The sequence below is a fragment of the Lentzea sp. NBC_00516 genome, from assembly GCF_036346835.1.
GTDB classification, from domain to species: domain Bacteria; phylum Actinomycetota; class Actinomycetes; order Mycobacteriales; family Pseudonocardiaceae; genus Lentzea; species Lentzea sokolovensis.
Genome location: NZ_CP107840.1, coordinates 4,658,972 through 4,684,672, shown reverse-complemented (window position 1 = coordinate 4,684,672; position 25,701 = coordinate 4,658,972). Strand labels below are relative to the sequence as shown.

General features: G+C 70.5%; 18 protein-coding genes. 15 read left to right on the top strand and 3 right to left on the bottom strand.

The genetic code is table 11. The annotated features are described in order from the left end of the window. Window positions 1-100 precede the first annotated feature (100 nt). The 7 genes from OG205_RS20300 (at window position 101) to OG205_RS20270 (ending at window position 14,132) form a co-directional block, all read left to right on the top strand. Complete coding sequence (locus tag OG205_RS20300) at window positions 101-850, top strand: PP2C family protein-serine/threonine phosphatase (protein ID WP_330277805.1); 750 nt, start codon at window positions 101-103, stop codon at window positions 848-850. Next, window positions 847-2,025 carry an FHA domain-containing protein gene (locus OG205_RS20295; protein WP_330277804.1) on the top strand — a complete coding sequence of 393 codons (1,179 nt, stop codon included), beginning with the start codon at window positions 847-849 and terminating at the stop codon, window positions 2,023-2,025. Before OG205_RS20300 ends, OG205_RS20295 begins: the two co-directional genes overlap by 4 nt. Further along, complete coding sequence (locus OG205_RS20290) at window positions 2,022-3,491, top strand: serine/threonine-protein kinase (RefSeq protein ID WP_330277803.1); 1,470 nt, start codon at window positions 2,022-2,024, stop codon at window positions 3,489-3,491. The genes OG205_RS20295 and OG205_RS20290 overlap by 4 nt, the downstream gene beginning before the upstream one ends. A gap of 105 nt (window positions 3,492-3,596) precedes the next feature. After that, window positions 3,597-9,761, top strand: a complete 6,165-nt coding sequence (locus OG205_RS20285) for an Ig-like domain-containing protein (RefSeq protein WP_330277802.1) — start codon at window positions 3,597-3,599, stop codon at window positions 9,759-9,761. A gap of 24 nt (window positions 9,762-9,785) precedes the next feature. Continuing rightward, window positions 9,786-10,754: an AAA family ATPase gene (locus tag OG205_RS20280; RefSeq protein ID WP_330277801.1), complete on the top strand. Its 969-nt coding sequence runs from the start codon at window positions 9,786-9,788 to the stop codon at window positions 10,752-10,754. A 1-nt stretch (window position 10,755) separates the two neighbouring features. Next, window positions 10,756-11,904 carry a DUF58 domain-containing protein gene (locus OG205_RS20275; RefSeq protein WP_330277800.1) on the top strand — a complete coding sequence of 383 codons (1,149 nt, stop codon included), beginning with the start codon at window positions 10,756-10,758 and terminating at the stop codon, window positions 11,902-11,904. Continuing rightward, window positions 11,901-14,132 (top strand): transglutaminase-like domain-containing protein, encoded by a 2,232-nt coding sequence (locus tag OG205_RS20270; protein ID WP_330277799.1) that lies wholly within the window; start codon window positions 11,901-11,903, stop codon window positions 14,130-14,132. The genes OG205_RS20275 and OG205_RS20270 overlap by 4 nt, the downstream gene beginning before the upstream one ends. Before the next feature lie 13 nt (window positions 14,133-14,145). Here the strand turns inward: OG205_RS20270 and OG205_RS20265 are convergent, their stop codons facing one another. The 3 genes from OG205_RS20265 to OG205_RS20255 are packed head-to-tail and all read right to left on the bottom strand — an operon-like array spanning window position 14,146 to window position 16,511. Further along, on the bottom strand, window positions 14,146-15,108 hold the full coding sequence (locus OG205_RS20265) for a hypothetical protein (protein WP_330277798.1): 963 nt from the start codon (window positions 15,106-15,108) through the stop codon (window positions 14,146-14,148). Continuing rightward, window positions 15,105-15,599: a SigE family RNA polymerase sigma factor gene (locus tag OG205_RS20260; protein ID WP_330277797.1), complete on the bottom strand. Its 495-nt coding sequence runs from the start codon at window positions 15,597-15,599 to the stop codon at window positions 15,105-15,107. Before OG205_RS20260 ends, OG205_RS20265 begins: the two co-directional genes overlap by 4 nt. A gap of 27 nt (window positions 15,600-15,626) precedes the next feature. Further along, window positions 15,627-16,511 carry an SAM-dependent methyltransferase gene (locus tag OG205_RS20255; RefSeq protein WP_330277796.1) on the bottom strand — a complete coding sequence of 295 codons (885 nt, stop codon included), beginning with the start codon at window positions 16,509-16,511 and terminating at the stop codon, window positions 15,627-15,629. 223 nt (window positions 16,512-16,734) lie between these two features. Here OG205_RS20255 and OG205_RS20250 point away from each other — a divergent pair, with 223 nt between their 5' ends. From OG205_RS20250 to OG205_RS20215, 8 genes are all read left to right on the top strand, one after another. Beyond that, a complete protein-coding gene (locus OG205_RS20250) occupies window positions 16,735-19,518 on the top strand; it encodes an AIR synthase-related protein (RefSeq protein WP_330277795.1) in 2,784 nt (927 codons plus the stop codon). Further along, on the top strand, window positions 19,515-20,183 hold the full coding sequence (locus OG205_RS20245; protein WP_330277794.1) for a phosphoribosylformylglycinamidine synthase subunit PurQ: 669 nt from the start codon (window positions 19,515-19,517) through the stop codon (window positions 20,181-20,183). The genes OG205_RS20250 and OG205_RS20245 overlap by 4 nt, the downstream gene beginning before the upstream one ends. Before the next feature lie 87 nt (window positions 20,184-20,270). After that, window positions 20,271-21,350: a serine hydrolase domain-containing protein gene (locus tag OG205_RS20240; RefSeq protein ID WP_330277793.1), complete on the top strand. Its 1,080-nt coding sequence runs from the start codon at window positions 20,271-20,273 to the stop codon at window positions 21,348-21,350. Between the two features lie 232 nt (window positions 21,351-21,582). Next, on the top strand, window positions 21,583-22,734 hold the full coding sequence (locus OG205_RS20235) for a sensor histidine kinase (RefSeq protein ID WP_330277792.1): 1,152 nt from the start codon (window positions 21,583-21,585) through the stop codon (window positions 22,732-22,734). Further along, window positions 22,731-23,390 carry a response regulator transcription factor gene (locus tag OG205_RS20230; protein WP_330277791.1) on the top strand — a complete coding sequence of 220 codons (660 nt, stop codon included), beginning with the start codon at window positions 22,731-22,733 and terminating at the stop codon, window positions 23,388-23,390. The genes OG205_RS20235 and OG205_RS20230 overlap by 4 nt, the downstream gene beginning before the upstream one ends. A 49-nt stretch (window positions 23,391-23,439) precedes the next feature. Next, window positions 23,440-23,967, top strand: a complete 528-nt coding sequence (locus OG205_RS20225; protein ID WP_330277790.1) for a hypothetical protein — start codon at window positions 23,440-23,442, stop codon at window positions 23,965-23,967. Between the two features lie 25 nt (window positions 23,968-23,992). Next, complete coding sequence (locus OG205_RS20220) at window positions 23,993-24,901, top strand: ABC transporter ATP-binding protein (protein WP_330277789.1); 909 nt, start codon at window positions 23,993-23,995, stop codon at window positions 24,899-24,901. After that, window positions 24,901-25,689: an ABC transporter permease subunit gene (locus tag OG205_RS20215; RefSeq protein WP_330277788.1), complete on the top strand. Its 789-nt coding sequence runs from the start codon at window positions 24,901-24,903 to the stop codon at window positions 25,687-25,689. Before OG205_RS20220 ends, OG205_RS20215 begins: the two co-directional genes overlap by 1 nt. The last annotated feature ends 12 nt before the right edge of the window (window positions 25,690-25,701 follow it).

Here is a 25,701-nt window from a genome sequence, read left to right as displayed (position 1 = left end):
GTTTCCGATTCTCCCTGGCCACTTTTTGTCCCTGATTCCGCATAACGCTTCGTGAACGCCGAGCGATGAGAGGTCCGAACGGCGGAGCGGAGGTGGTGCGGTGAGCGCGGTGCTGGCGGGCGTCGCCACGCATCCCGGTGTGGTGCGGGAAGTCAACGAGGACAGCGCGATCGCGGGCAGGCAGGTCTTCGCGGTCGCCGACGGCGTGGGCGGGCACGCGGCCGGAGAGGTCGCGAGCGCGTTGCTCGTCGCGTGCCTGCGGGACCTGGACCAGCAGGACGTGCCTGGGCCGGAGGACGTGCGTGCCGCGCTGTCCGTCGCGGGCAGGACGCTGGAAGAGGCCGACCACGGTGGCATGACGACGGTCGCGGGACTCGCGCTCGTCACGCTGTCCGAGCGGCCGCACTGGGTCGTGTTCAACATCGGTGACTCGCGGGTCTACCGGTTCGACGGCGCGGGGCTGACGCAGCTCACCGTCGACCACTCCGAGGCGCAGGAACTCGTCACGGCGGGCCTGCTGACCGCAGACGAGGCCAGGAACTACCCGCGCCGCAACGTCGTCACCCGCGTGCTCGGCAAAGCCGGCATCGGAGACCCTGACCTGTGGTTGTTCCCGCCGCGCGTCGGAGAGCGGTTCGTGATCTGCACGGACGGGCTGACGAACGAGCTCGCCGACGACGAGATCGAAGAGGTTCTCCGGCTGCACGCCGACGCGAAGGACGCGGCGGCCGTGCTGGTGGATCGTGCGGTGGCGGCTCAGGCGCGCGACAACGTGACCGCGCTCGTGGTCGACCACCTGGTCGTGGCGGAGACGTCCAGCTGTGACACGGCACCTCGGAGCCCGAGATGACCGAGGTCGAGTACGTGCCGGGCACGTGGGTCGCGGTGGTGGGGGAGCGCACGTGGCTCCTGTTGGCCGTGGCGCCCGAATCCGCTCTCGTGCGCCGGTGCTGGGAGTTGGTGCGGTCGGACGAGCCGCTCGACGAGGTGCTTTCCGCGATCGTCCTCGAGGGTTTTCGCGCGGTGAGCGGCTTCGCGCTGCTGACCGCGAACCGTGCGGTGGTGCGAGGTGAGGCGCGGCTGCAGGTCATGAACGCGGCCGGTGCCGTCGAGGAGATCACCGCGGCGGGCGTGGGGACGTGGGTCGACCGCAACCTCGACGACGTCGCACGGTTGCGCGTCGTGGCCGGGGTGAGCGGGCCCGGGCTGCCGGTGCGCGCTGGAGTGGTGCTCGCGAACGAGCTTCTGGTCGCGGTTTCCGACACCGCGCCGCAGCCGGTGCCGCAGTCCGTGCCGGTGCCGCAGCCGGTGCCCGTGCCGGTCGAGCACATCGTTGTGCAGCAGGAAGAAGCGGTCGAGCTGACCGTCGTGCGTGAGCAACCCGCGCCGCCGCCGACGTCAACTCAGATCACCCAGGTCACCGGCGTGATCCAGTCGTTCGACTGGGCGCCCCAGAACACCCCGGCAGCCACCCCCGCGCCACCGGTTCCGGCCCGGCAGCCCGTCACGGAGACGGTGCTGCGCACGACCATGATGTCCCCCAACGACACCCAGATGCTGCAGGGCACCAGAACGGGTCTGGTGCGGGCGAGGAAGTGCCCGGCGGGTCACCTCAGCTCGGACTACGCCGTGTACTGCCGGGTGTGCGAGGTTCCGCTGCCGGAGCAGGTCGCCGCGATGTTGCCCGTGCCGGTGCTCGGGTTGCTGCGACTGTCCACTGGAGACACGATCTCGCTCGACCGCAACGTCGTGATGGGCCGTGATCCCAGCGGTGACCGCGGCGGCGTGAACCTCGTTCAGGTCGGCAGGGAGAACGACACGGAGATCTCCCGGACGCACGTGGAGATCCGGCCGGCGAACTGGGACGTGCTGGTGCGCGACCTCGGTTCGATGAACGGCACCAGCATCTCGCGGCCGGGCTGCCCGCCGGAGAAGCTCGCCCCGCACATCGACGAGATCCTCTATCCGGGCACCCGCGTGACGCTCGGCGACCAGTTCTTCTTCGTCTTCGAGGTGAGCGGATGACCCTGGGACCTCCGGCCATCCCGCACTTCGAGTACCGCGGCGACATCGGCGGCGGCGGGTTCGCGATGGTGTACCGCTACTACCACCACAAGCTCAAGCGCGACGTCGCGGTGAAGGTGCCCAAGGCGACCGGACTGTCCGACGATCTGCGGGAGCGGTTCATCGCCGAGGGCGAGTCGATGGCGGAACTGGGCAACCACCAGAACGTCGCCACGGTCTACGACACGGACACGGCGGCCGACGGACGTCCGTTCCTGGTCATGGAGTACTGCCCCGGCGGCGATCTCGCGAAGCTCTCGGCCGCGGCGCCGTTGCCGGTCGGGGACGTGCTCGACATCGGGGTGCAGATCGCGTGCGCCGTCGAGACCGCGCACGAACGCCGGATCCTGCACCGCGACATCAAACCCGCGAACGTGCTCATGAACGAGTACGGCAAGCCGTGTCTCACCGACTTCGGCATCGCCGGCCGTTTCGCAGAGAACGACGCGGAACGCCAGGTGATGCTGTCCGTGCCGTGGTCGGCCCCGGAACTGCTCACCGGCGCCGCCAAGGAGAAGAACGCTGTCCTGACGGAGGTGTTCTCGCTCGGGGCGACGTTGTGGCACCTGATCGTGGGGCACTCGCCGTTCATGCCGCCCGGCACCGACAACTCGATCGAGGCCGTCGACCGGCGGATCGTGTCCGGCTGGTTGCCGTCCGCGCTGCCCGCGCCGGAGGACCTGCGGCGGTTGCTGCTGGCCGCCATGGCGACGGAGCCGGAGGAACGGCCGCTGTCTGCGCTGAAGCTGGCCCTCGGACTGCAGCGAATCCAGAAGGCGCAACGGTACGGCGAGACCGCGCTGGTGCTGATGCCCGCCGTGGCACCCCGCAGGCAACCGGCACCCGCCGCCCCCGCGTTCGTGCCGCCCCCACCGCCGGTCGCGCCGCCGACGCAACGCAAGATGTTCACGTCTCCGCTTCCGGCGAGTTCGGCGCCGCACACCGTGGTGCGCAAGGAGATTCCGCCGCCGCGGACGATCCACGAGGCACCGCCGCCGCAGCCTGATCAGCCGGTCCGCCTGCGCTGGCCCCACTACGCGGCCGGCGCGCTGGCGACGGTCGCGATCGTGGGGGTGGGCGTGTTCCTGTTGTCCGGTCAGGAAAAGCCGGGCAACGGACCGGCGGTGAGCACCGTCGCCGACGACGGTTCCGGCCAGAACGCGGGCGCGGACAACGCACCGCCCGGCAGGCCCGCGATCACCGCGACGAGACTGGACGCGAAAACTGTCCGGTTCACTTGGAATTATTCGGCCCAGCAGGCGACGGACACGTTCTCCTGGCGCACTTCCGACGACGCCCGCAGCGGCGTCGCGAAGGAGCCGCAGGTGGACGTGGAAGGCGCGCAACCCCTTTGCCTGCAGGTCAAAGTGGTGCGCGCGGACGGCGGCAACGCGACCGCGGACTGGTCGCAGGAGAGCTGCGGATAATTCTTCGCCCGCAATCGGGTGAATGCTGCAACGAATTCGTGGATCGGCCCGATAGGCGGTTGACGGAACCGCCGATGACGGCATGCGATCTCTGCGAGGGGAACAGTGGGATTCTTCCGAAAGCACCGGACCACGCTCGCGTCCGGAACGGTGCTCGTTCTCGCGGCCGCCTCGCTCGTCGCCTACGCGTTCTCGTCGAACGGCAATCCGGTCCGCCAGGTCGATCTCAACGACGGCGGGGTGTGGGTGACGAGTGATCGCGACGGATTGTTCGGAAGGCTCAACAAACCCGTCGGGTCGTTGGACGCCGCGATCAACCCACCCGGTGGCGCGCAGCAGAACTACCAGCTGGACATCGTTCAGGACGCCGCCGCGGTGGTCGCGCGGGACCGTGCGGGCGGCAAGCTCTACCCGGTCGACGTCGCCCGTTCGGTGACGCTGGGTGACCACGGACTGGTGTTGCCCAGCGGTGGTCAGGTCGCGCTCGCGGGCGGCACGCTCGCCGTGCTCGACCCCGCCGCGGGCAAGGTCTGGGCGAGCCGCGTCGACGTCGACGCCGGCGTGAGCGCACTGGACCAGCTGAGCCAGGAGTCCCCGCCGCTGGCCACTCTTGACGGAGCCGATGCCGCCGCACTCGCCGTGGGACTGGACGGCACGGTGCACGCCGTGTCCGCCAACGGCCGCACGGTGAAGGTGACGCCGGCCGAGACCGGGTTCGCCGAGCCGTCGTACGGAAAGCTCGCGACCGCACCCAAGGCACCGCGAATCACGGCGGTGGGTAGCGAGGCCGTCGTGCTCGATGCCGAGTCCGGCACGCTCTTCCTGCCCGGCCGCACGACGCAGGCCGGACGTGAATCCGTGTTGCAGCAGGCAGGACCCGCTGCTGAAGCGGTCGTCGTGGCCACCAAGGACCAGCTCAAGACGTTCGACCTCGACGGCGACGGCACATCGACGCTGCACGAGGGCGTGGACGGTGCCCCGGCCGAACCCGTGCGGCTCGGCGAGTGCGTGCACGCCGCGTGGGCCGGCGCGTCCGGCGGCTACTTCCGCTCGTGCGGCGGCCAGAAGGCGTCGGCCGGCAACCTCAAGGACGCGAAGGCCCTGGTCCAGCCGGTGTTCCGGATGAACCGCAGGGCGATCGTGCTCAACGACGTCGCGACCGGCGCGGTCTGGGACCTGGGCACCCAGAACAAGGTCGACGACTGGCAGTCGGTGCGGCCCCCGCCCGAGCAGAAGCCCAGCGACAAGGACAAGAACGACAACACCACCGAGTCGGCGAAGGACAAGCCGCCGAAAGCCACCGACGACACGCTCGGCGCGCGGCCCGGCCGCACGACGGTGCTGCACGTGCTCGACAACGACTCCGATCCCGCCGGCAACATCCTGTCCGTCACGGCCGTGAGCGATCTCGACCGCAAGGACGCCGGGCTCGCGATCGCCCCCGACGGCCAGACCGTCGAGGTGACGCTGCCGGAGCAGGCCCAGGACGTGCACTTCAAGTACACGGTCGATGACGGCAAGGGCCTCAACGCGACGGCCGCGGTCACCGTGCAGGTGCGCACCGAGGCGCAGAACGAGGCACCGGCCGTGCGCAAGGGCGCGGAGCCGTACGAGTGGTCGGTCGCGTCGGGCGGCCGGTTGACGCTGCCGGTGCTCGCGGACTGGCGCGACTTCGACGGCGACCCGGTCGTGCTCGTCGAGGCCGGTGCCAAGGCCGGTGTCGCGACCACCACGAACAGCGGGTTCGTCGAGTACGCGGCTCCGATCGAGGCGGGCCAGCAGACCATCGACTACAAGGCCACCGACGGCATCGCCGAGCCCGTGGCCGGTGCCGAACGCGTGCGCGTCCTCGACCCGGCCGCCCCCACCGCGTTGCCGCCGGTCGCCCGCCCGGACGTGGCACGCGGCCAGGTCGGCACGCCCGTGCTCGTCCGCCCGCTGGAGAACGACCTGCCCGGCGCCGACCCCGTCGACCCGTCGGCCGAACTGCGGCTCGCCGCCGACGTGGCACCGCTCGCGGGAGCCACGGTCACCACCGACACCAAGACCGGACTGGTGACGCTGACCGCCACCAAACCGGGCACCTACCCGCTCGACTACACCGCCGCGTTCGGCAACGCGCCGTTCGCCAAGGGCGCGATCCGCGTGGACGTCACCGCGGCCCCCGAGACGCCGCTGCCGCCGGTCGCGATGCCCGACAACGCGGTCGTGCGCGGCCAGGAACCGGTCGTGGCCGACGTGCTGGCCAACGACTTCAGCCCCGCCGGATCGGTCCTCGGCGTGCAGCACGCGGAGAGCACCAGCGGGCAGCTGGAGGTGGCCGTCGTGAAGGGCCGGTGGCTGCGGATCAACGCGACCGCGCCCGCCCTCGACCGCAACCCGCAGGTCGTGCGCTACACCGTGACCGACGGCGTGACCGGCCCGATCACCGGCGAGGTCACCGTCACCCAGCTCGCGCCGCCCGCCGACGACACCCCGGTGCCCAAGGACGACCGCGCGACCGCTCGTGCCGGCGACTCGGCGACGATCCCGGTGCTGGACAACGACATCTCACCCGCCGGAGCGCCGCTCTCCCTGCAGTCCAACGTGCAGGGCGCGCCGGGCACCGGCAGGCTGACCGTCACCGCACGGGACGGCCGCAAGGACCCCGGCACCGCCTACGTCTCCGGTGACGTCGTCCGCTACCTCGCCCCCGATCGCCTCGACACCCCGTTCGTCGCCGAGGTCTCCTACGTGGTGCAGAACCCGGACGGCGACCAGGCCGTCGGCCGCGCGCACGTGACGGTGAACCCGGCGCCGACCCCGGCCAACCCGAACCAGCCGCCCGCCCCGGAACCCGTCGAGGTGCGGGCCGTCGCGGGCGACCGGGTGACGATCACGATCCCGTCCAGCGGCGCGGACCCGGACGGCGACTCGGTCGCGGTCACCGGCATCGCGTCCGCGCCCACCCTCGGGCGGGTCGTCGGGATCGCCAGCACCTCGCTCACCTACGAGGCGTTCCCGACGTCCAACGGCACCGACTCGTTCGGCTTCATCGTCACCGACACCTACGGCCGCGAAGGGCAGTCGCTGATCCGCGTGGCCGTGGTGCCGCCGGGAGATCCGCAGCCGCCGGTCGCCGTCGACGACGTCGTGACGGCCGCACCCGGTGCGCGTCTCGCGGTGAACGTGCTGGTCAACGACGTGCGGGCGCCCGGCGACACGATCACCGTCGAGCCGCTGAGCACGCGCAACCCGTCGTTGCCCGGTGACGTGAAGGGGCAGGACGGGCGGATCGAACTGACCGCGCCGGACCTGACCGGCAAGCCGCTGGTGATCACGTACGGCATCACGAACGGCCTGGGGCAGCCGTCCATCGCGACGCTGACCGTGCGCAGCCGTGAGGACTACGCGATCCCGCCGGTCGCGGGCGAGCTGTTCCCGGTGGCGAAGAAGGAAGACAGCACGATCGAGGTGGATCTCGGTCCCGCGATCGCCGACCCGGACGGCCCGGCGGACCGGCTCGAGATCACCAAGGTCTTCCACGACCAGGCCAAGGTGTCCGGCCGCAAGGTGACGGTGCCGGTCGGCGACCACCCGCGCACCCTCGCCTACGAGGTCAAGGACGCGTCCGGCGCGACCGCCGCCGGCCTGATCCACGTGCCGTCCAAGGGGACGGGAGCGCCGAGGGCGATCCCGGACAAGCTGATCTCCGTGCCCGCAGACGGTTCGACGTCCGTGCAGGTGAAGGACTACGTCGAGGTGCCGTCCGGCAAGCAGCCGAAGCTCACGACCGTCGACAAGGTGACCGCCGCGCCCGCGACCGGGCTGGAGGTCCGCAACGAGGGCGACACCGGGCTGGTCCTGACCGCTCGCGGCGGCTACACCGGACCGGCGGCCGTCACGTTCCAGGTCACCGACGGCAACTCGCTGACCGACCCCGAGGGCAAGTTCGCCCTGATCACGGTGCCGGTGCAGGTCGGGCCGGACACCCCCGTGCTGCGTTGTCCCGCGTCGGCGCTGACCGTCGTCGAGGGCGGGCTGCCGGTGAAGGTCGACGTCACCGCTGTGTGCCACGTGTGGGTCGCGGACCGCTCCAAGCTCGGCGACGTCCGGTACTCGGCGGCCTGGGCGGAACAACCGGACGGCGTCTCGCTCGAAGGCTCCGGCGAACGCACGCTGACCGTCACGGCGGCGGGCGGCGCGAAGCCCGGCACGACCGGAACGATCGAGGTCAGCGCGGGCGACGGGCCGAAGGGCAAGATCGCGGTCAAGGTCGCGGCCGCCCCGCCGCCCACCGTCGCCCCGGTGACGCTGGACGGCGTGAAGGCCGGCGACACCGCCACCGTCGACCTCGTCTCGTACGTGCGGTCGCAGCTGCGTGACCCGAAGATCGCGGTCGTCTCCGTGAACCAGATCGGCGGTGCGGCGGCGAGCGCGAGCAACGACGGTTCGACCGTGCGCATCACACCGAACGGCGACGCGCACGGCGCTATCGACTTCAACGTCGTCGTGACCGACGTCGCCGACACCAGCCGTGAGGACCGCAAGGTCACCGGACGGATCAGGCTGAACGTGCTCGGCGTGCCCGACGCCCCCGGCACCCCGGCGCCCGGCCGCACGGTGCTGAGCAAGGTCGTCGAGCTGTCGTGGAGCGCGCCGTCCGGCAACGGGGCGCCGATCGACTCCTACGAGGTCGGCTACGGCGGCGGCAAGCAGGTGTGTTCCGCCTCGCCGTGCACGATCAACGGCCTGTCCAACGGCACGGAGTACACGTTCACCGTGCGCGCGCACAACCTCGTCGGTTGGGGCAAGCCCAGCGGCGCGTCCGCACCCGCACAGCCGAACACGGTGCCAGGCGCGGTGTCTGGGCTGAGCACGTCCACGCCGCGTGACGGTTCGTTGCAACTGAGCTGGGTCGCGGCGCCGAACGACGGCACGCCCGTGCTGCGGCACGAGATCACGTGGTCCGGTGGCGGCCGCACGACGGCACCGGGTGGTGCCACGGGCGTGACGGCCAGTGGACTCGACAACGACGCGAAGACCGTGTTCACCGTCATCGCGGTCAACTCGCAGGGCCCCGGCCCGGCGGTCACCGTCGAAGGCCAGTCGGCGGGCGCGCCGCAGGCTCCGGCGGCGCCGTCGTTCACCGCGACGAACGCCGCGAACGCGCAGACCCGTGCCGTCACGGTGTCGTGGGGCGCGGTCGGAGCCAACGGGCCCGGCCCGACCAGCTACACGCTCACCCGCACCGGCGGCGGCACCAAGACCGTCTGCACCAAGGTCACCGCCACCACCTGCCTCGACGACGGCCTGCAGAACGACGGCACGATCTACAGCTACACCGTCGTCGCCGCGAACGCCGCCGCCGAGTCCGAACCCGCCGGCCACATGTCGCCCGCCAGCGCCGCGGCCCAGATGGAGGCGACCGCGACCCCGGACCCGATCACCGGGTTCACCGCGACGCCCACCGGGTCGGACGGGCAGGCGACGCTGCGGTTCGACGCGCCGGCCTCGCACGGCAAGTCCAACACCGTGACCTGCACGTGGTCCGGCGGCTCGTGCGGGACGTGGACCTATCCGACCGGCGGGCAGGCCGGGGCGACGCAGACGATCACCGGGCTGCCGAACGGGCAGCCGGTGACGATCAACCTCCAGGCGTGCAACGGCAGCGGCGGCGGTGCCTATGCGGGCAACCCGTGCAACAGCGCCGTGTCCGCCGGGGTGACGACGTACGGGCCGATGCGCGACCTCGTGCTGAACACGTCGAACAGCAACACGGTCGTCAACTTCTCCGTGTCGGTGAATCCGAACGGCAAGCCCGCGAACGTCCAGGTGACGACGAGCCGTGGCTTCAACCAGTCGTTCACCACGGGCGTGGGCGGGTGGAGCTGGTCCGGCAGCCAGGACGCCGGCTACTCGGCGAACGTGACTGTCACCGTGACGGTGTCGGACGCGGGCAGGCCGACGCTCAGCCAGTCCCGGCAACAGACCACACCGCCACCCCCGCCACCACCCTCCGTGACTGTCTCGAAGGGTGCGCCGTGTCCTGCGGGAGGCTGTCACGCGACGGTGGGGGAATGTCTTTCAAGCGCGTGTGCCTACATCGTCGTGCAGACGGCGAATTTCCCCGGCAATGTGACGTGCACTTTCACCAGCAGTCGCGGCGGCGGGTTCGTCAACGAGAACTTCGGACCGAATGAGCGACGGCAGACGAGAAACTTCTTTGGATATCCGGGGTCAACGGTCACGGCCACTTGCGGCGGTGTCTCGGGATCAATGGTCTGGTGACGTGCGAACAGTGAAGGAAGAATCATGACCGCCTCTCCTGAACAGGCTCGGCTGTTCGCGCAGACCTTCGAGCAGATGGTGCTGAACATCTCCCGTGCCATTTCCGGCAAGGAGCACGTGATCCGTCTCGCGCTCACCTGCCTGCTCTCCGACGGCCACCTGCTGCTGGAGGACTACCCCGGCACAGGGAAGACGTCATTGGCCAAGGCGCTCGCGAACACGGTGCAGGGCAAGAGCACCCGCATCCAGTTCACGCCGGACCTGCTGCCGTCGGACGTCACCGGTGTGCAGATCTACGACCAGCAGCGCGGGGTGTTCCGCTTCCACCCCGGCCCGATCTTCGGCTCGATCGTGCTCGCGGACGAGATCAACCGCGCGTCGCCGAAGACGCAGTCGGCGTTGCTGGAGGTGATGGAGGAGGGGCGGATCACCGTCGACGGCGAGACGCACCCGGTCGGGTCGCCGTTCATGGTGATCGCGACGCAGAACCCGATCGAGCAGGCCGGCACCTACCGGTTGCCGGAGGCGCAGCTCGACCGGTTCCTGATGAAGACCAGCGTCGGCTACCCGGACCACAACGCCACGGTGGCGTTGCTGGCGGACGCGGCGACGCGGGACAGATCGGTGAACGTGCCCGCCACCATCGCCGCGAACGCGGTGTCGCAGCTGACCGCGCTCGCGGACCTCGTGCACGTCGACCCGGCCGTGCTCGGGTACGTCAGCCGGATCGCCGAGGCGTCGCGGGCGCATCCTGCTGTGCGGCTTGGGGTTTCGGTGCGTGGCTGCCTCGCGTACGTGCGGTGTGCGAAGACGTGGGCGCTCGCGCAAGGTCGCAGTCACGTGGTGCCCGACGACATCCAGGAGCTAGCGCATCCCGTGCTGGGGCACCGGATCCTGCTGCACCCGGAGGCGCAGTTCGACGGCGCGACGGTCGAGAAGGTGATCGACTCGCTGTTCGCGGACATCGAGCCGCCCGTCCGGCGAGGTGTCTGACGTGGGGCGGCTGCTGGAGGCCGTCTCGCCGTCCGGGCGGCTGCTCGCCGTGGTCGCGGCGGGGACGTGGGTTCTCGGTGCCTTGCTGGGCTGGGACGAGTTCGTGCTGCTCGGCGCCACAGGTGTGCTGTTGCTGGCACTGGCGTGCGGGCTGACGCTGGGCCGTGGCGCGGTTCGGGTGCGGGTCGACGTCACCAAGCGCCGTCTGCAGCCTGACGAGTCCACGCGGTGTGCGGTCGAGGTCGAGCACCACGGCCGGAGGTCGTTGTTCGCGCCCGAGGTCGAGCTTCCGATCGGCAAGGACCGCGTCGAGGTGTTCGACCGCGGCCGGGAGATCGAGATCGCCGGACTGAAGCGCGGCGTGATCGCGGTCGGTCCCGCGACGACGGTGCGCGGCGACCCGCTCGGACTGGTGCGGCGGACGGTCGGCATGACGGAGGTCGTCGAACTGTTCGTGCACCCGCTGACCGTGCCGCTCGCGCCACTGGGCACCGGGCTGCTGCGCGACCTGGAAGGCTGCACCACCAACGACGTCTCGATGAGCGACCTGGCCTTCCACGCCCTGCGCGAGTACGCGCCGGGCGACGACCGGCGGCACATCCACTGGCGTTCCACGGCGAAGCTGGCTGCGTCTACTCAGGACGGACGGTTCCTGGTGCGACAGTATCTCGACACGCGGCGGGCGCACATCGTAGTGATCGTCGACGGCGCGGAACAGTCCTATTCGGACCCCGAGGTGTTCGAGATGGCCTTGTCTGCCGGTGCCTCCGTGGTGACACGCGCCGCGGCGGACGAGATCGACACCACCGTGGTCGCGGCGGGGCACATCTCCGGCCGTGGCGGCGGACAGCACGTGCTGGACGTGTTCGCCCGCGCCGAACTCGGCGGTCTCGGCCTCGCCGGAGCCGCCACCCGTGCGGTGGCCGCGGCACCGGACGGCACCCTGGTCGTGATCATCACCAGCGCGCGGCACAGCTACGCGGACCTGCGGGTCGCGGCGTCCGCGTTCTCACCGGAGGTGCGCAAGGTCGTGCTGCGGGTGGACCCGGCCGAGCACACCAGACGAGCGGCGAGCACCTCCTTCACCGTGCTCACGTTGCGGCAGCTCGGCGACCTGCCGGGGCTGCTCGCGGGAGGGACCCTGCAATGACCGGACTCGTGCCCCGCCGCGACGACCTCGTCGACGCCGCTTTCCTGAGCGCGTTGTTCGTGTTGGCGTTGCTGGGTTTCCGCAGCACCTACACCGGCTGGGGCTTCCTGCTCGCCGGGGGCGCCGGACTGGTGCTCGGCGTGCTCGCCGGGCACGTGGCCTCCGTGCTGCGGCGCCCGATGATCGCCGTCGCCGCGATGACGGTGGCGGTGTTCTTCCTCCTCGGCGGCGCGGTCGCGATGCGCGGCAGCGGGGGAGTGCCGACGCCGGACACCCTCGCGGGCCTGGCCGATCTCGGTGTCCACGGCTGGAAGCAACTGCTCACGACGCTGCCGCCGGTCGACGGCTCCGGTCCGTTGCTGGTGATCCCGTACATCCTCGGTCTGCTCTGCGGTGCGGGCGGTTTCACGCTGGCCCGCCGGGTCAAGGCCGGCGCGGCTCCGATCGGCGCGCCGCTCGCCGTGCTCGCCGCGGTGATCCTGCTCGGCACCGGAGAAGCGGCCGGGATGCTCGGTGCCGCGTTCGCGGCGGTCGGCGCCGGCTGGCTCGCGGCGCGGGCGGCACGGCATCGCACCGGGGCGCGCGTCCGCGGGATGCGATCGGTGACCGCGGTGGTGCTGGTGAGTGCTGCCGCGGGCCTGGCGTTGCTGGTCGCGCCGGTGCTGCCCGGCACCGGCAGCGCGGATCGGCTGGTGCTGCGCAACTACGTGGAGCCGCCGTTCGAGATTGGCGCGTACGCGAGCCCGTTGGTCGGCTATCGCAAGCACACCAAGGACGCCAACCAGCTGTGGGACCAGACGCTCTTCACCGTGCAGGGCCTCCCCGAGGGCGAGCGCGTTCGGATCGCCACGCTCGACGGCTACGACGGCCGGGTGTGGGGCGCGACCAACGATCCGTCCGGCATCGCCGGTCCGTTGCAGCGCAACAACTTCCAACGCGTCGGCGCGCGCATCCCGGTCACCGGCTCCGGTGCCGAGGCGGACGTGACGATCCGGATCGAGGCGGCCTACGCGACGGCGGACGAGTTGAGCGCGTGGCTGCCGACGGCCGGACGCGCGCGGGAGATCGCGTTCGCCGGTGACCGGAAGGCCGGCCACACCGAGAACCTGCGCTACAACCTCGCGACCGCGTCCGGCATCGTCGCCGACCGGCTGCGCGAGGGTGACACTTATGAGCTGCGCACAGTCCTTGCGGCGCAGGGAATCCCCGACGACGCCCAGCCGTTCGGACGGCCGTCGGTGCGCACCGGTGACCTGGCGTTCGTGCGCAGCAAGGTCGCGAAGTGGGCCGGCGACGCGACGACGATCGCCGGTCGTCTGAAGGCGGCCGCCGCGTACCTGCGCGACAACGGCGCCTACACCGACGGCGGTCCCGGCGAGACGGAATACCTGCCGGGACACAGCACCTCCAGGCTGACGGCGTTCTTCAACGCCAAGCGACCGGCGGGCAACGACGAGCAGTACGCCGCCGCGTACGCGTTGGTGGCCAACGAGATCGGCATGCCTGCCCGCGTCGTGCTGGGCGCGCTGCCCGGTTCGGGCGGGGTGGTGCGCGGCGAGAACGTGCAGGCGTGGGTGGAGATCCACCTCGCGGACGGCACGTGGGCCGTCGTCCCGAACACCGAGTACATGCCCGACCGCTCGAAGAAGCCTGATCACCAGCCGCCGCAGGAGATCGAGAACACCGATGCCTCGGTCGTGCCGCCGCCGAACACCGTGAAGATGCCCAGCTCGCTCGTCGACGCGAGCCGGGCGGACGCGGCCGGGGTCGGCACCGGTCCGATCGACCAGCCGTTCCTGCCGTCGTGGCTCAGGGATCTCCTGGTCACCCTCTGTTCGGTGCTGCTCCCGATCGGCGCGTTGATCGGCCTGCTCGTCGGGGTGAAGTCCCTGCGGCGCCACCGAAGGCGGACGCGCGGCAGTCCGGCGGCGAGGTTCGCCACCGGCTGGCGCGAGATCGTCGACCACGCCCGCGACCTCGGGGCGAAGGTGCCGCGGGGACTGACCCGGCGCCAGCAGGCGGCCGCGCTGGCCCGGTTCGACCTGCGCGGTCTCGCCGTGCACGCGGACGACCACGTGTTCGGCCCCGGTACACCGGACCAGGCCGCCGTGGACGCGTACTGGACGGCCGTGCGGGAGACCAGGAACCGGATGCGTGCGACGGTGCCGCGGTGGCGCCGCTGGCTCGCGGCGCTGGACCTGCGGACGTTCCTGCCCCGGTACGAGTGACCCTGACCCGCTGTCATCGCGGAATGAACGTCACCCGCCAATCGCCCGTGGTGCGTTCGGGGATCACCGTGATCTTGACCTGCTGACCCTCGGTCAGCTGGAGCCCGTGTCTCGTCCAGTCGCCGGGCAAGGTCTGAGTGCTGCCCACGCCGTAGGTCCAGTGCGAGTAGTTGATGACCTCGACGTCGTTGACGAGAATCCGCATCCTGCCAGGCGTGTTCATCTCCGCGTGCAGCATGTTGTCGCCAGGCCAGGCGGCGGTGATCTCCTTCTGCCGTGCCGGGTCCGCCGCGTCGGACCGCACCTCGATCGCCGGCTCCCCGAGGCTCGGCTGGAACGTCTCCAACGTCTGCGGGCGCGGCGGGAACGGGTACTCGTTCACCGGCACGGCCTCACCGACACCGAGGGCGAACGAGCCGCTCTCCGGCAGCGGCAACGCCGGCGGAGGGCCTGGGGCGCCGGGGGTGCCGCTGCCCTGCTTGCCGTCGATGGTCAGCGTGATGACGGACGGCTGTCCCGGCACGACGCCGAGGGCGCTCCAGTTCGCGCTGGACCCACCGCCGCAGGAGTTGCGCTGCACGAACGGGTGGCCGTTGACGGTGGTGCTCATGAGCAGCTGCTCGTTCGGCCCGATGTCGCACTTGGTGAACAGCACGAGGTCCAGGGACTTCGGCACGAACCGCACGGTGACGCTGGTCGAGGGCAGGTCTCCCCAGGCCTGGGTGAGCAGTCGCGTGCCCTGCTGGTACTCCGGCAGGCTGCGCGGTGGGACAGCGGGTTCGGGCTGCTCGAGGCGGGGCAGCAGCGCGTAGACGATCCCGACGAGCGCGAGCACGACGAAGGCGGCCCCGGCGGCGGCACGGCGGTGCTTGGCAGCCGTCACCCTGGCGCGCACGCCCGCCATGCGCGCCTCGTGGGAGGAGTCGGCGAGCTCGGCGCGGTCGCGCAGCACCTCGCTGAGGTCCGTCAGGTTCATCGCCGCACCCCTTCGAACGTGATCGTGTCGTCGAGCCGGAGCTTGGCGAGCGCCTTGCTGGCCTGGCTCTTCACCGTGCCGACGGAACAGCCGAGCAGCCCGGCCACCTGCGCCTCGGTGAGGTCCTCGTAGAACCGCAGCACCAGCACGGTGCGTTGCCTGCGCGGCAACCGGCCGAGCGCCTGCCAGAGCCACTCGCGCTCGTCCACCGCGCTCTGCGGCGACTCGCCGAGCCGTTCCGGCAACTCGGCGGTCGGCTCCTCACCTCTCCACCGGCGCCGCCACCAGGTGGCGTGCGAGTTCACGATGATCCGCCGCACGTACGGTTCCGGATCACCGTCGATGCGGTTCCAGGCCCGCCACGCCCGCGCCAGCGCGGTCTGCAGCAGGTCCTCCGCGTGCCCCGCGTCCCGCGTCAGCAGAAAAGCCGTCCGCAGCAGCCGCGGCGACGCGATCGCCACGAACTCCTCGAACCCCTCAGGTGAGCGCACCACTTCACGGCCTTTCGCCTCAGTCCGTCACCGGGACCTACCACTCAGGCCATGCGAATGGTTGCCTGCCGTGGCGATCCTGAGTGTCGCGGAGGCCAGCCAGGCCGCCGGCACCGGTGCGACCAACCTGCCGTGCCCGATCGCGGGGTCCACGCCCGCGTGCGTGCTCGCCAGCCACCCGGCGGCGCCGAGCCAGTCCGTGATGTCGTCGCGGGCCGACCGGAAGGCCACGCCGTGCTTGCCCAGCCCGCCGCGCACCTGCGCGCCCTGATCGCTGAGCATCGAGACCTGGAGGTGTTCGAGGAACAGGTGGCTGCCGGGTGCGGACAGCGCGGTCACCGCCGCCAGCAGCGCGTCGCACTCCTGCGGCGTCAGGTACATCAGCACGCCCTCGACCAGCCACGCGGTCGGCCGCGCCTGGTCGAAACCGGCCGCGCGCAACGGCGCCGTCCAGTCCGTCGTGAGGTCGGCGGCCACCCCGATCCGTTCACACGAGGACACGAGGCCGGACCGCGCGACCAGTGCCGTCTTGAACTCGGTCATGTCCGGCAGGTCGAGCTCGAACCAGCGGGTGCCGGGCGGGCACGGCAGGCGCGCCGGACGGCCGTCCACGCCTGCCGCGAGGGTCACGACCTGCCGCACGCCGCTGTCCAGCGCGTCCCCGATCCGGTCGTCGAAGTACCGGGTGCGCACCACGTGGTACGAGGGGAAACCGCTGGAGGTGATCTTCATCTGCTCGATGAACGCGGCCACGGCGGGCGACGTCGGGTGGTCCTTCAGCTCGGCGAGGAGGAAGGTGGCCAGCGGGTCGGTGAACAACGGCCGCGGGTGCTCGCCCTCCTGGTGCCGCACCCAGGCCGTGTAGAGGGCGGTCTGGCTCAGGCCGTCGGCGGGGATCTTCAGGTCCGGCATTCGTTCTCCTCGCGGCGACAGGTCAGGCGGCCCGGTCGGGGTCGCGTGACCAGTCTTGCGGGCGTGACGCGCGTCGCGTTCCGCCGATGCGGGTCGAAACGGCCTCACCGCCTAGGGTGCTGCATGTGTCGCAGTGCGGCCTCGCCCGGTTGCCTGGGTGCCTGCTCGAGCGCGGTCGCCGCCCAGGACAATTGGCTCCGACCGTTCAGCTCCAGGAGGATTGTTGATCCACAAGTTCTCGGTTCGCTCCGCCGGCATCGCGGAGCCCGACATCCGTGAGCTCGGCCGATCGTGGGAGCTCGACGACCTCGAGGTGTGGCGCGACTACTACGTCGAGTTCGAGGGCACGCCGGACCCCGCCGCGCTGAGCGAGGTGGGCGCCGTGCTCGGCGACCAGCTCGACGTCGAGGTCTCGCTGGACCAGCCGCTTCCCGCGGGCGCCGTGCAGGTCGCCTACAAGCGTGGCGTGGTCGACAACGAGAGCGACTCGATCATCACCGTGTGCGGGCTGCTCGGCGTCAGGGCGCGGGCGGGCAAGGTCGCGACCAGCTACAGGTCGGCCTCGCCGAACCTGCGGGACCTGATCGTCTCGACGCGGTTCAACTCCACGATCGAAGAGCTGCACGACGAGGAACCGCACTACGACACCCTCGTGCCGCAGGGGCACTACGAGTCGGCGGCGCAGTACGACCTGCGCGGGCTCGACGACGCCGGGCTCACCGAGCTGGGGGTGGCCGGGGGCCGCAACCTCTCGCTCGCCCAGATGAAGCACGTGCAGCACGTCCAGCAGACGCTCGGCGACGAGTTCGTCACGGACGTCCTGCTGGAGGCGCTGGACGCCCGCTGGAGCGACCACTGCGCGCACACCACGTGGAAGTCGCTGGGCAGCCTGCTCGGCAGGCTCGTCCAGGCCGCGAAGGACGTCGACAACCCGAACGTGCTGAGCATGTTCCACGACAACGCGGGCGTCTGGGACTTCTACGACGGCCACGCGATCGCCATCAAGGCCGAGACGCACAACGGGCCGTCGGCGATCTCCGGCTACTTCGGCCAGCTGACCAAGCTCGGCGGCGTGCTGCGCGACATCCTCGGCACGGGCCTGAGCGCCGACCCCATCGGCAGCTTCGAGTACACCGCGGTCGGCGAGCCGGAGGCGCCCGCGCCGATCAAGGGCCGGCCGGACGCGCGCAGGCTCGCCGGCGAGACGATCCGCGCGATCAAGGAGTACGGCAACACGTTCGGCGTGCCGATGATGTCGTCGCGCATGACGTTCCACCCCGCGTACCGCGCCAAGCCGTTCGCGCTCGGTGGCAGCATCGGCCTGCTGCCCGTGTCGGCGGCGCAGCGCGGCACTCCACGACCGGGTGACTTCGTCGTGCTGATCGGCGGCCTGACCGGCAACGAGGGCATCCACGGCGCGTCCGCGAGTTCCGCGGGTGCCGTGATGGACACCGCCGCCGTGCAGATCGGCGCGCCGCTGGAGCAGGTCAAGTTCCGCAAGGCGCTGATCGAGCTGCGCGAAGAGGGCTGCATGAGCGCGCTGACCGACGTCGGCGGCGCGGGCCTGAACTCCGCCGTCGGTGAGATCGGCGAGGCGTGCGGCGTGTGGATCAACACCGCGCTGGTGCCGTTGAAGACCGCGGCGCTGCCGATGTGGCGGATCCTGCTGTCCGAGTCGCAGGAACGCATGCTGCTCGCCGTGCCGCCGGAGCACCAGGAGCGGGCGAAGAAGATCCTCGATCGCCACATGGTGCGGTCGACGGTCATCGGCCGGTTCGCGGACACGGGTCGCTACCACGTGTTCCACGCCCCGGATCTCACCGAGGAAGCCCTGATCGCCGCGGCGCCGGACGCCGTTCCCGCCCACAACGGCGAACTCGGCTTCGACGTGGCGTACGACCTGCTGGACATCGAGGTCGAACGGTTCGAGGTCGGCCCGCCGCCGCGTCCATCCGACGTGGTCGAGTGGCCGGAGCTCGCGCCCACGCAGCTCGCCGGGCTGCTGGAGGAGGTCGTCGCCGACGCGGAGATCGCCTCGCAGCACTTCGCCGACTCGCAGTACGACTCCACGGTCCAGGGCAACACCTGGTACGGCCCGCACTACGGCACCGAGAACTCGGTCCGCACGGCCTACTGGGCGGGCACGCCCGTCGTGGGTTCGCCCGCCGCGGCCGTGCTCAACACCGCGTTCAACCCGTGGATGTTCGACGCCGACCCGGTCGCCGCGACCCGTCAGATGTTCTGCGCGGCGATCGCGGGCCAGGTGCTCGCGGGTGTCGCCGTCAAGGACATCTGCATGTGCGACAACTTCTACACCCCGCACCTCTCGCCGCACTGGCGCGAGTGGCTGGTCGGCATGGTCGACGAGCTCGCGGTGCTGGTCCGCCACTTCGGCGTGCCGCTGATCTCGGGCAAGGACTCCTCGGCCGGCTCAGTGCAGACCGACGAGGGCCTCGTCAGCGTGCCGCCCGCGGTGTTCCTGTCCGCACTGGGCAAGGTCCCGCACACTGACGACCTGCTGCGCGAGCAGTGGACCACAGCGGGCAACGTGCTCGTGCGCATCGGCCTGGCCACGGGTTCTCCGGTCGGCACGGTCGCCGCGCGCAAGCTCAGCCTGCCGATCGGCGCGCTCGACGACCTGGAACTGTCCGATGTGGACAGCTACCTGACCGCGCTCGCCGCGAGCAGGGCTCTGCTGCGCAGCGGTGCCCGCATCGGCGCCGGCGGCGTCGCGGGTGTGCTGGCCCAGGGCGTGCTGGCCAGCGGCATCGGCGTGAAGCTGGAGTCCGCGACCACCGAGTCGCTCTTCGCCGAGCATCGCGTCGGCGCTGTCGTCGAGGTCGCCCCCGAGGACGTCGCCGCCCTGCCCGCCGAGCTCGACCCGGTCGTCCTCGGTGTGCTCGAAGGCACGCTGGAGGGCACCGGAATCGTGCTCGAAGGCATCGACCTGTTCGCTCCGGCCGCGCGCGACGGCTGGCTCAACTCGTTCACGGCGAGGATCGCATGAAGCCGACCGTCAACGTCCTGTACCTGCCCGGCACCAACTGCCAGGAGGAGACCGTCCGAGCGTTCGCCGAGGTGGGTGCGGAGCCGCGGATGCGGTTCGCCGCAGACCTTCTCGCGGGCACCGAACGGCTCGACGACGCCGACATCCTCTGCATCCCCGGCGGGTTCTCGTTCGGCGACCACCTCGGCGGTGGCGCGGTGGCGGCGGCGTTGCTGCGCAGCCACCTCGCGGACCAGTTCGAGGCGTGCCGTCAGCGTCCGCTGATCGGCATCTGCAACGGATTCCAGATCGCGGTGCGCGGCGGGTGCTTCGGCAAGGTCGGCCTGAAGGTCAACAGCGCCGGCACGTTCCGCAACGAGGAGAACCAGCGGCACGTCGTCGAGACCGACAACGACAGCCCGTGGCTCGCCGGCCTGGGCGGTCAGACCCTCACCTTCCCGTGCGCGCACGGCGAAGGCCGCTTCGACCCTGGCAGCGAGACCGAGGGCTACCGCGTCGCACTGCGGTACGAGAAGGACTCCAACCCGGACGGGTCGTTCGAGGACGTCGCGGGCATCACGAGCGCCGACGGACTGGCGTTCGGCCTGATGGACCACCCGGAGCGGGCGATGGACCGCGAGGTGCGGCTGGCGTTCTTCGCCAACGGCGTCAGCGCGGTTCGTTAGTTGTAGAACGGCTTGGTGCTGGCCCTACCGCGAGCGCGGGGGCCAGCGCCATGGTCGTGACCCGGCCGGCGCGGCACGGTGGTGATCATGAAGTCACTCCTGATCGCCGCCCTGGTCGCGGTGACCCCTTTGCCGCCGCTGCAACCGGAACTGCTGCACGCGGCCATCGCCGACCTGGAACATCCGGTCGTGACGTCGGCGCAGTTGAGGGTCTCCGGCGAGGCGGGCCGCTGGTACGGCGCCGAAGGTGTCGCGGAGCAAGGACGTCCGGTCCGGCCTGACGACCGGTTCCGGATCGGCAGCGTCACCAAGGTGTTCGTGGCGACGGTCGCGCTGCAACTGGTGGCGGAGCGCAGGCTCAGCCTGGACACGAAGGTCCGGCACTACTTCCCCGACCTGCCGGAGTCCATCGACGCGGTGACGGTCGGGCAACTCCTGAACCACACCAGCGGAATCCCGAACGAGGTCGGTTACCCCGACCTGAGCACGCCGGACAAGGTCGTCGCGCACCGGTACGACCAGTGGACGCCCGAACAGCTCAGGGCGCTGGTCCCGCCGACGGAGCCCAAGTTCACGCCCGGCACGAAGCAGGAGTACCGGGGCATCAACTACCTGCTCGCCACGATGATCATCGAGAAGGTCACGGGCTGCGATCTGGCGCAGGAAGTCGAAAAGCGCATCACCCGTCCGCTCGGCCTCACCAAGACCTACCTGCCGGGCCGCAACGAGACGAAGATCCGCGGCGCCCACGTGCACGGTTACCTGAACGTGCCGGGGCAGGGCCTGGTCGACGTCAGCGACTACAACTCCTCCAGGGCCCACGGCGAGGGCGACATGGTCTCCACGACCGGTGACCTCACCAGGTTCATCGCCGCGCTGTTCGACGGGCGGCTGGTGCGGAAAGACCTGCTGGAGAAGATGTTCACGGTGCCGAAGGTGTCCATGGTGGACGGTCGGCCCGCCGCGTACGCCACGGGCCTGCAGACCTTCACCGTCAACGGCGTCGAGGTGTGGGGCAAGACGGGGGAGTGGTACGGCTTCAACGCGGGCGTGTTCTCGACGCGGGACGGGCAGCGGCGCATCGGGTACTCGTTCACGCCGACCGTTCGTGACGCCACACAGCAGGAGATGACGTTGCGGATCGCGAACGCGGTGACCAGCGCGTGACCTGCTGATCTTTCTCGGATGAATTCGCACACCCCGGCAGTTGCGTTCCGGTAAATCGCCGATTTACCGGAACGCAACTGCTTGCCGTCCCTTAGGGGGCATTCGCGGATATACTGCGGTCGCGGTACTTGGAACACCTGCGCCGGCAGGACGTGCTTTCCCGCCCGGACAGCAATTCTTGCGAGGACAGAATTCGTTGTTCCGCGCCGGACGGGTGAGCGATGTGCTGGTGATGAGAAGAATCCGCGCGGTGACGCGGGAGCATCCGTTCGTCGTCGACGCGACCGGTGCCGCGGTGTACTTCGCCGTGGTCGTCGCGAACGGCCCGGACACCTCGCTGGACGTCTGGTCTCTCCCGGTCATCGGTCTGCTGGCGGTGGTCAGCGCGAGTCTCGCCGTGCGCCGCGCGTGGCCGCTGTGGACGCTGGCCGTCACCGCCGCAGGGACATGGCCGGCCACCGCGTCGGGGGCCGATCTGGAGCCGTTCCTGGTTCCGCTGGCCGTGGCGGTCTACACGGTTGCCGCGCACGCCGAGAGGTGGACATCGCGCCGTGCGGTCGTGACCGGTGCCCTCTTCGTCGTTCCCGCTGTCGCGCTGCTGATCGGGTCGTCCGGTTTCACCGCCGAGAACCTCGGCCGGTTCACCCTGATCGGCATGGCCGCGGCGGTCGGGGAGGCGACGCGGAGCAGGCGGGCCTTCATCGCCGCGATCGAGGAACGGGCGGCGCGCCTCGAGCTGTCGCGTGAGGAGGAGGCGCGGCGCCGGGTCGTCGAGGAGCGGCTGCACATCGCCCGCGAACTGCACGACGTGGTGGCCCACCACATCTCGGTGATCAACGTTCAGGCCGGCGTCGCCGGGCACCTGCTCACCACCCGGCCCGAGGCCGCCGCGGAGGCGTTGAAGAACGTCCGGCTGTCCAGCCGCGCGGTGCTGGAGGAGCTGCACGGCCTGCTCGGCGTGCTGCGCAGGTCCGACGAGACGGGTGAGCCCACCGAGCCCGCTCCCGGCATGGCGCGGCTGGGACCGCTGGTGGAGTCGTTCCGGACGTCCGAGCTCGACCTCCGGTGGACCTCGGCCGGTGAGGAACGGCCGTTGTCCGCGACCGTCGACCTGGTCGCCTATCGCGTGGTCCAGGAGGCGCTGACCAACGCCCACCGGCACGGAACCGGCGTCACCGACCTGTCGGTGACCTACACCGCGACCGAACTCGTGATCGAGGTCGTGAACTCCCCCGGTCGCGGGTCTGGTGCCGGCGGTTCGGGACTCGGACTGGTCGGCATGAGGGAACGGGCGAACGCCGTCGGCGGCTCGGTGCGCACAGGTCTCGAAGCCGACCGCCTGTTCCACGTCCACGTCAGCCTTCCCGCCGGGAAGAGCTCATGACCATCCGCGTCCTGCTCGCCGACGACCAGCCGCTCATCAGGGCCGGCTTTCACGTCCTCATCGACTCCGCACCCGATCTGGAGGTCGTGGGCGAGGCCGCGGACGGGGTGGAGGCGCTCGACCTGCTGCGCACGACGCGTGCCGACGTCGTGCTCATGGACATCCGGATGCCCCGGATGGACGGGCTGGAGACGACCCGCCGGATCACCTCCGACGAGGACTTCGCGGGGGTGAAGGTCCTCGTGGTGACGACCTTCGAGATCGACGAGTACGTGGCGCAGGCCCTCCAGGCAGGAGCCAGCGGCTTTCTCGGCAAGGGCGTCGAGCCCTCCGAACTGCAGGCCGCGATCCGCACGGTCGCGGAGGGGGACGCGTTGCTGTCCCCGAAAGCGACCAGAGCCCTGATCGGCCGGTTCCTCACCCAGCGCGGCAGCGATCCGATCGACCCCGGCCGGTTGGCGGTGCTGACCCAGCGCGAACGTGAAGTGGTCGCTTTGGCGGCGCACGGAATGTCCAACCACGAAATCGCCGAGAAACTGGTCGTCTCGCCGCTCACCGTGAAGACCCACGTGAATCGGGCGATGATGAAACTCCAGGCGAGAGACCGCGCCCAGCTCGTCGTGGTGGCCTATCAAACAGGTCTCGTTCGTTTCTAGTGGATTCCGCCGATTCCTCGGCGACGCCATTTTTGGAAGAAGGAAGAAGATGAGTACTTCCACCGCGTCTCGACCCGTGTCACGGGCACGGGACAACCAGGTGCGCTGGCGACTCCCGGTACGGCTGCGCAAGACCGTCCTGGTCGCCCACGTCGGGTCGGCGGGAGCGTGGATCGGGATCGACGTCGTCTCGGCCGTGCTCGTGCTGATCGGCTGGACGCGCTCCGGCGACGGCCGCACCACCACGTACCAGGCACTCGCGGACCTGTTCGTGGTCCCGATGCTCTATACGGCCCTCGCGGCCGGCGCGATCTGCCTGCTCACCGGCGTTCTGCTGGGGCTCGCGACCAAGTGGGGCCTCGTCCGGTACCGGTGGGTCGCGGTGAAGCTGGTCCTCAACGTGGTCGCCTGCGCGATGATGCTCGCCTTCCTCGGCCCGATCACCGAACTCTCCACGGGCGAACAACCGTTGCAGGACATCTGGTTCGTCGCCTTCCTCGCCTCCACGGCCATGGCACTGCTGAGCTTCGCGATGGTGCTCTCCGTGTTCAAACCGTGGGGCCGGATCCGCACATGACTCGCAGCACCACTTGGGAGACAACATGATCGAGGTCGAGAACCTCACGAAGCGGTACGGCACGACCACAGCGGTCGACGGACTGAGCTTCACCGTCCACCCAGGAGTCGTGACCGGATTCCTCGGCCCGAACGGCGCCGGCAAGTCCACCACCATGCGCGTGCTGCTGGGCCTCGACGCGCCGACGTCGGGAACCGCGAAGATCAACGGAAAGCCGTACCCGCACCACCGGGCGCCCCTGCGGGAGGTCGGCGCGCTGCTGGAGGCGAGGGCGTTGCATCCCGGGCGCTCGGCGCGCCATCACCTCCAGGCCCTCGGCCACACGCACGGCATCGGTGCCGGCCGGGTCGACGAGGTGATCGAGGCGGTCGGTCTCACCAGCGTGGCTCGGCGCCGGGCCGGCAGGTTCTCGCTCGGCATGGGGCAGCGGCTCGGCATCGCGGCGGCGTTGCTCGGCGATCCGCAGACGGTGATGCTGGACGAGCCGGTCAACGGGCTCGACCCCGACGGCATCAGGTGGATTCGCCATCTCCTCAAGGACCTCGCCGACGAAGGCCGGACCGTCTTCCTCTCCTCGCACCTGATGAGCGAGATGGCTCTGACCGCCGACCACCTCGTCGTGGTCGGCCGCGGCAGGCTCATCGCCGACACGTCGGTCGCCGAACTGATCGAGTCCACCGGCAGCGGCGTGCACGTGCGCACGCCGAGAGCCGACGATCTCGTTCACGTGCTCAGCGGCGACGGAACACAGATCACCACCCTCGAGCGGGACGTCCTCCAGGTGACCGGTGTGTCCACTGAGGACATCGCCGTGCGGGCGCTGAAAGCCGGGATCCCGTTGTACGAACTCACACCACAGCGCGCGTCGTTGGAAGAGGCGTACACGGCACTGACCCGTGACGCCGTCGAGTACCAGGGCGAAGGGGCAGCCTGATGAGTGCCACGACCGGCGGCATCGCCTTCCGAGGCGTGGTGCGCGGCGAATGGGTCAAACTCCGCTCGTTGCGCTCCAGCGTGTTCACCGTGCTGGCGGCGGCCGCCGTCCTGCTCGGCGTGGGCCTGATCTTCGCCGCGACCGCCGGCACCGACAGCGACGGCGCCAACGGCGTCACGGAACCCGCCGGCATCACCCTGACCGGCGCGATGTTCGCGCAACTGGTCATCGGGGTGCTGGGGGTGCTCGTGATCACCGGCGAGTACGCGACCGGCATGATCAGATCGACCTTGACCGCCGTGCCGTCCCGGTTGCCCGTGCTCGTCGCGAAAGCGGGCGTCGTCACCGCGGTGGTCTTCCCCGTGATGATCGCCGCTGTGCTGGTGGCCTTCTTCGGCGGCCAGATCATCATGGGCGCCAACGGGTTTCCGACCACGACGATCAGTGCTCCCGGCGTGACCACCGCGCTGCTCGGCACCGCCGCCACGATGGCCGGCGTCGCGGTCATGGGCGTCGCGCTGGGCACCCTGCTGCGCAACACGGCGGGCGCGATCACCACTCTCGTCGCCCTGCTGTTCCTGGTGCCGGGGCTCGGCGGCCTGGTGCTTCCGGTGTCCTGGCGCGACAACGTCCTGAAGTACCTGCCCTCCACCGCGAGCGAGGCGTTCACCAGGGTCGTTCCTGGCCCGGAACTGCTCAGCGCCGGGACGGGCGCGGCCGTGTTCGCCGCGTGGGTGGTGGTGCCTCTCCTCGCCGCCGCCGTCACGTTGCGCGGCCGCGACGTCTGACCTGGCCCTGAA

Bases quoted from the DNA above. Each gene is read 5' to 3' on its own strand.
- OG205_RS20295 (WP_330277804.1), top strand. From the start codon at position 847: ATGACCGAGGTCGAGTACGTGCCGGGCACGTGGGTCGCGGTGGTGGGG.
- OG205_RS20290 (WP_330277803.1), top strand. From the start codon at position 2,022: ATGACCCTGGGACCTCCGGCCATCCCGCACTTCGAGTACCGCGGCGAC.
- OG205_RS20280 (WP_330277801.1), top strand. From the start codon at position 9,786: ATGACCGCCTCTCCTGAACAGGCTCGGCTGTTCGCGCAGACCTTCGAG.
- OG205_RS20270 (WP_330277799.1), top strand. From the start codon at position 11,901: ATGACCGGACTCGTGCCCCGCCGCGACGACCTCGTCGACGCCGCTTTC.
- OG205_RS20265 (WP_330277798.1), bottom strand. From the start codon at position 15,108: ATGAACCTGACGGACCTCAGCGAGGTGCTGCGCGACCGCGCCGAGCTC.
- OG205_RS20255 (WP_330277796.1), bottom strand. From the start codon at position 16,511: ATGCCGGACCTGAAGATCCCCGCCGACGGCCTGAGCCAGACCGCCCTC.
- OG205_RS20245 (WP_330277794.1), top strand. From the start codon at position 19,515: ATGAAGCCGACCGTCAACGTCCTGTACCTGCCCGGCACCAACTGCCAG.
- OG205_RS20240 (WP_330277793.1), top strand. From the start codon at position 20,271: ATGAAGTCACTCCTGATCGCCGCCCTGGTCGCGGTGACCCCTTTGCCG.
- OG205_RS20235 (WP_330277792.1), top strand. From the start codon at position 21,583: ATGAGAAGAATCCGCGCGGTGACGCGGGAGCATCCGTTCGTCGTCGAC.
- OG205_RS20230 (WP_330277791.1), top strand. From the start codon at position 22,731: ATGACCATCCGCGTCCTGCTCGCCGACGACCAGCCGCTCATCAGGGCC.
- OG205_RS20225 (WP_330277790.1), top strand. From the start codon at position 23,440: ATGAGTACTTCCACCGCGTCTCGACCCGTGTCACGGGCACGGGACAAC.
- OG205_RS20220 (WP_330277789.1), top strand. From the start codon at position 23,993: ATGATCGAGGTCGAGAACCTCACGAAGCGGTACGGCACGACCACAGCG.
- OG205_RS20215 (WP_330277788.1), top strand. From the start codon at position 24,901: ATGAGTGCCACGACCGGCGGCATCGCCTTCCGAGGCGTGGTGCGCGGC.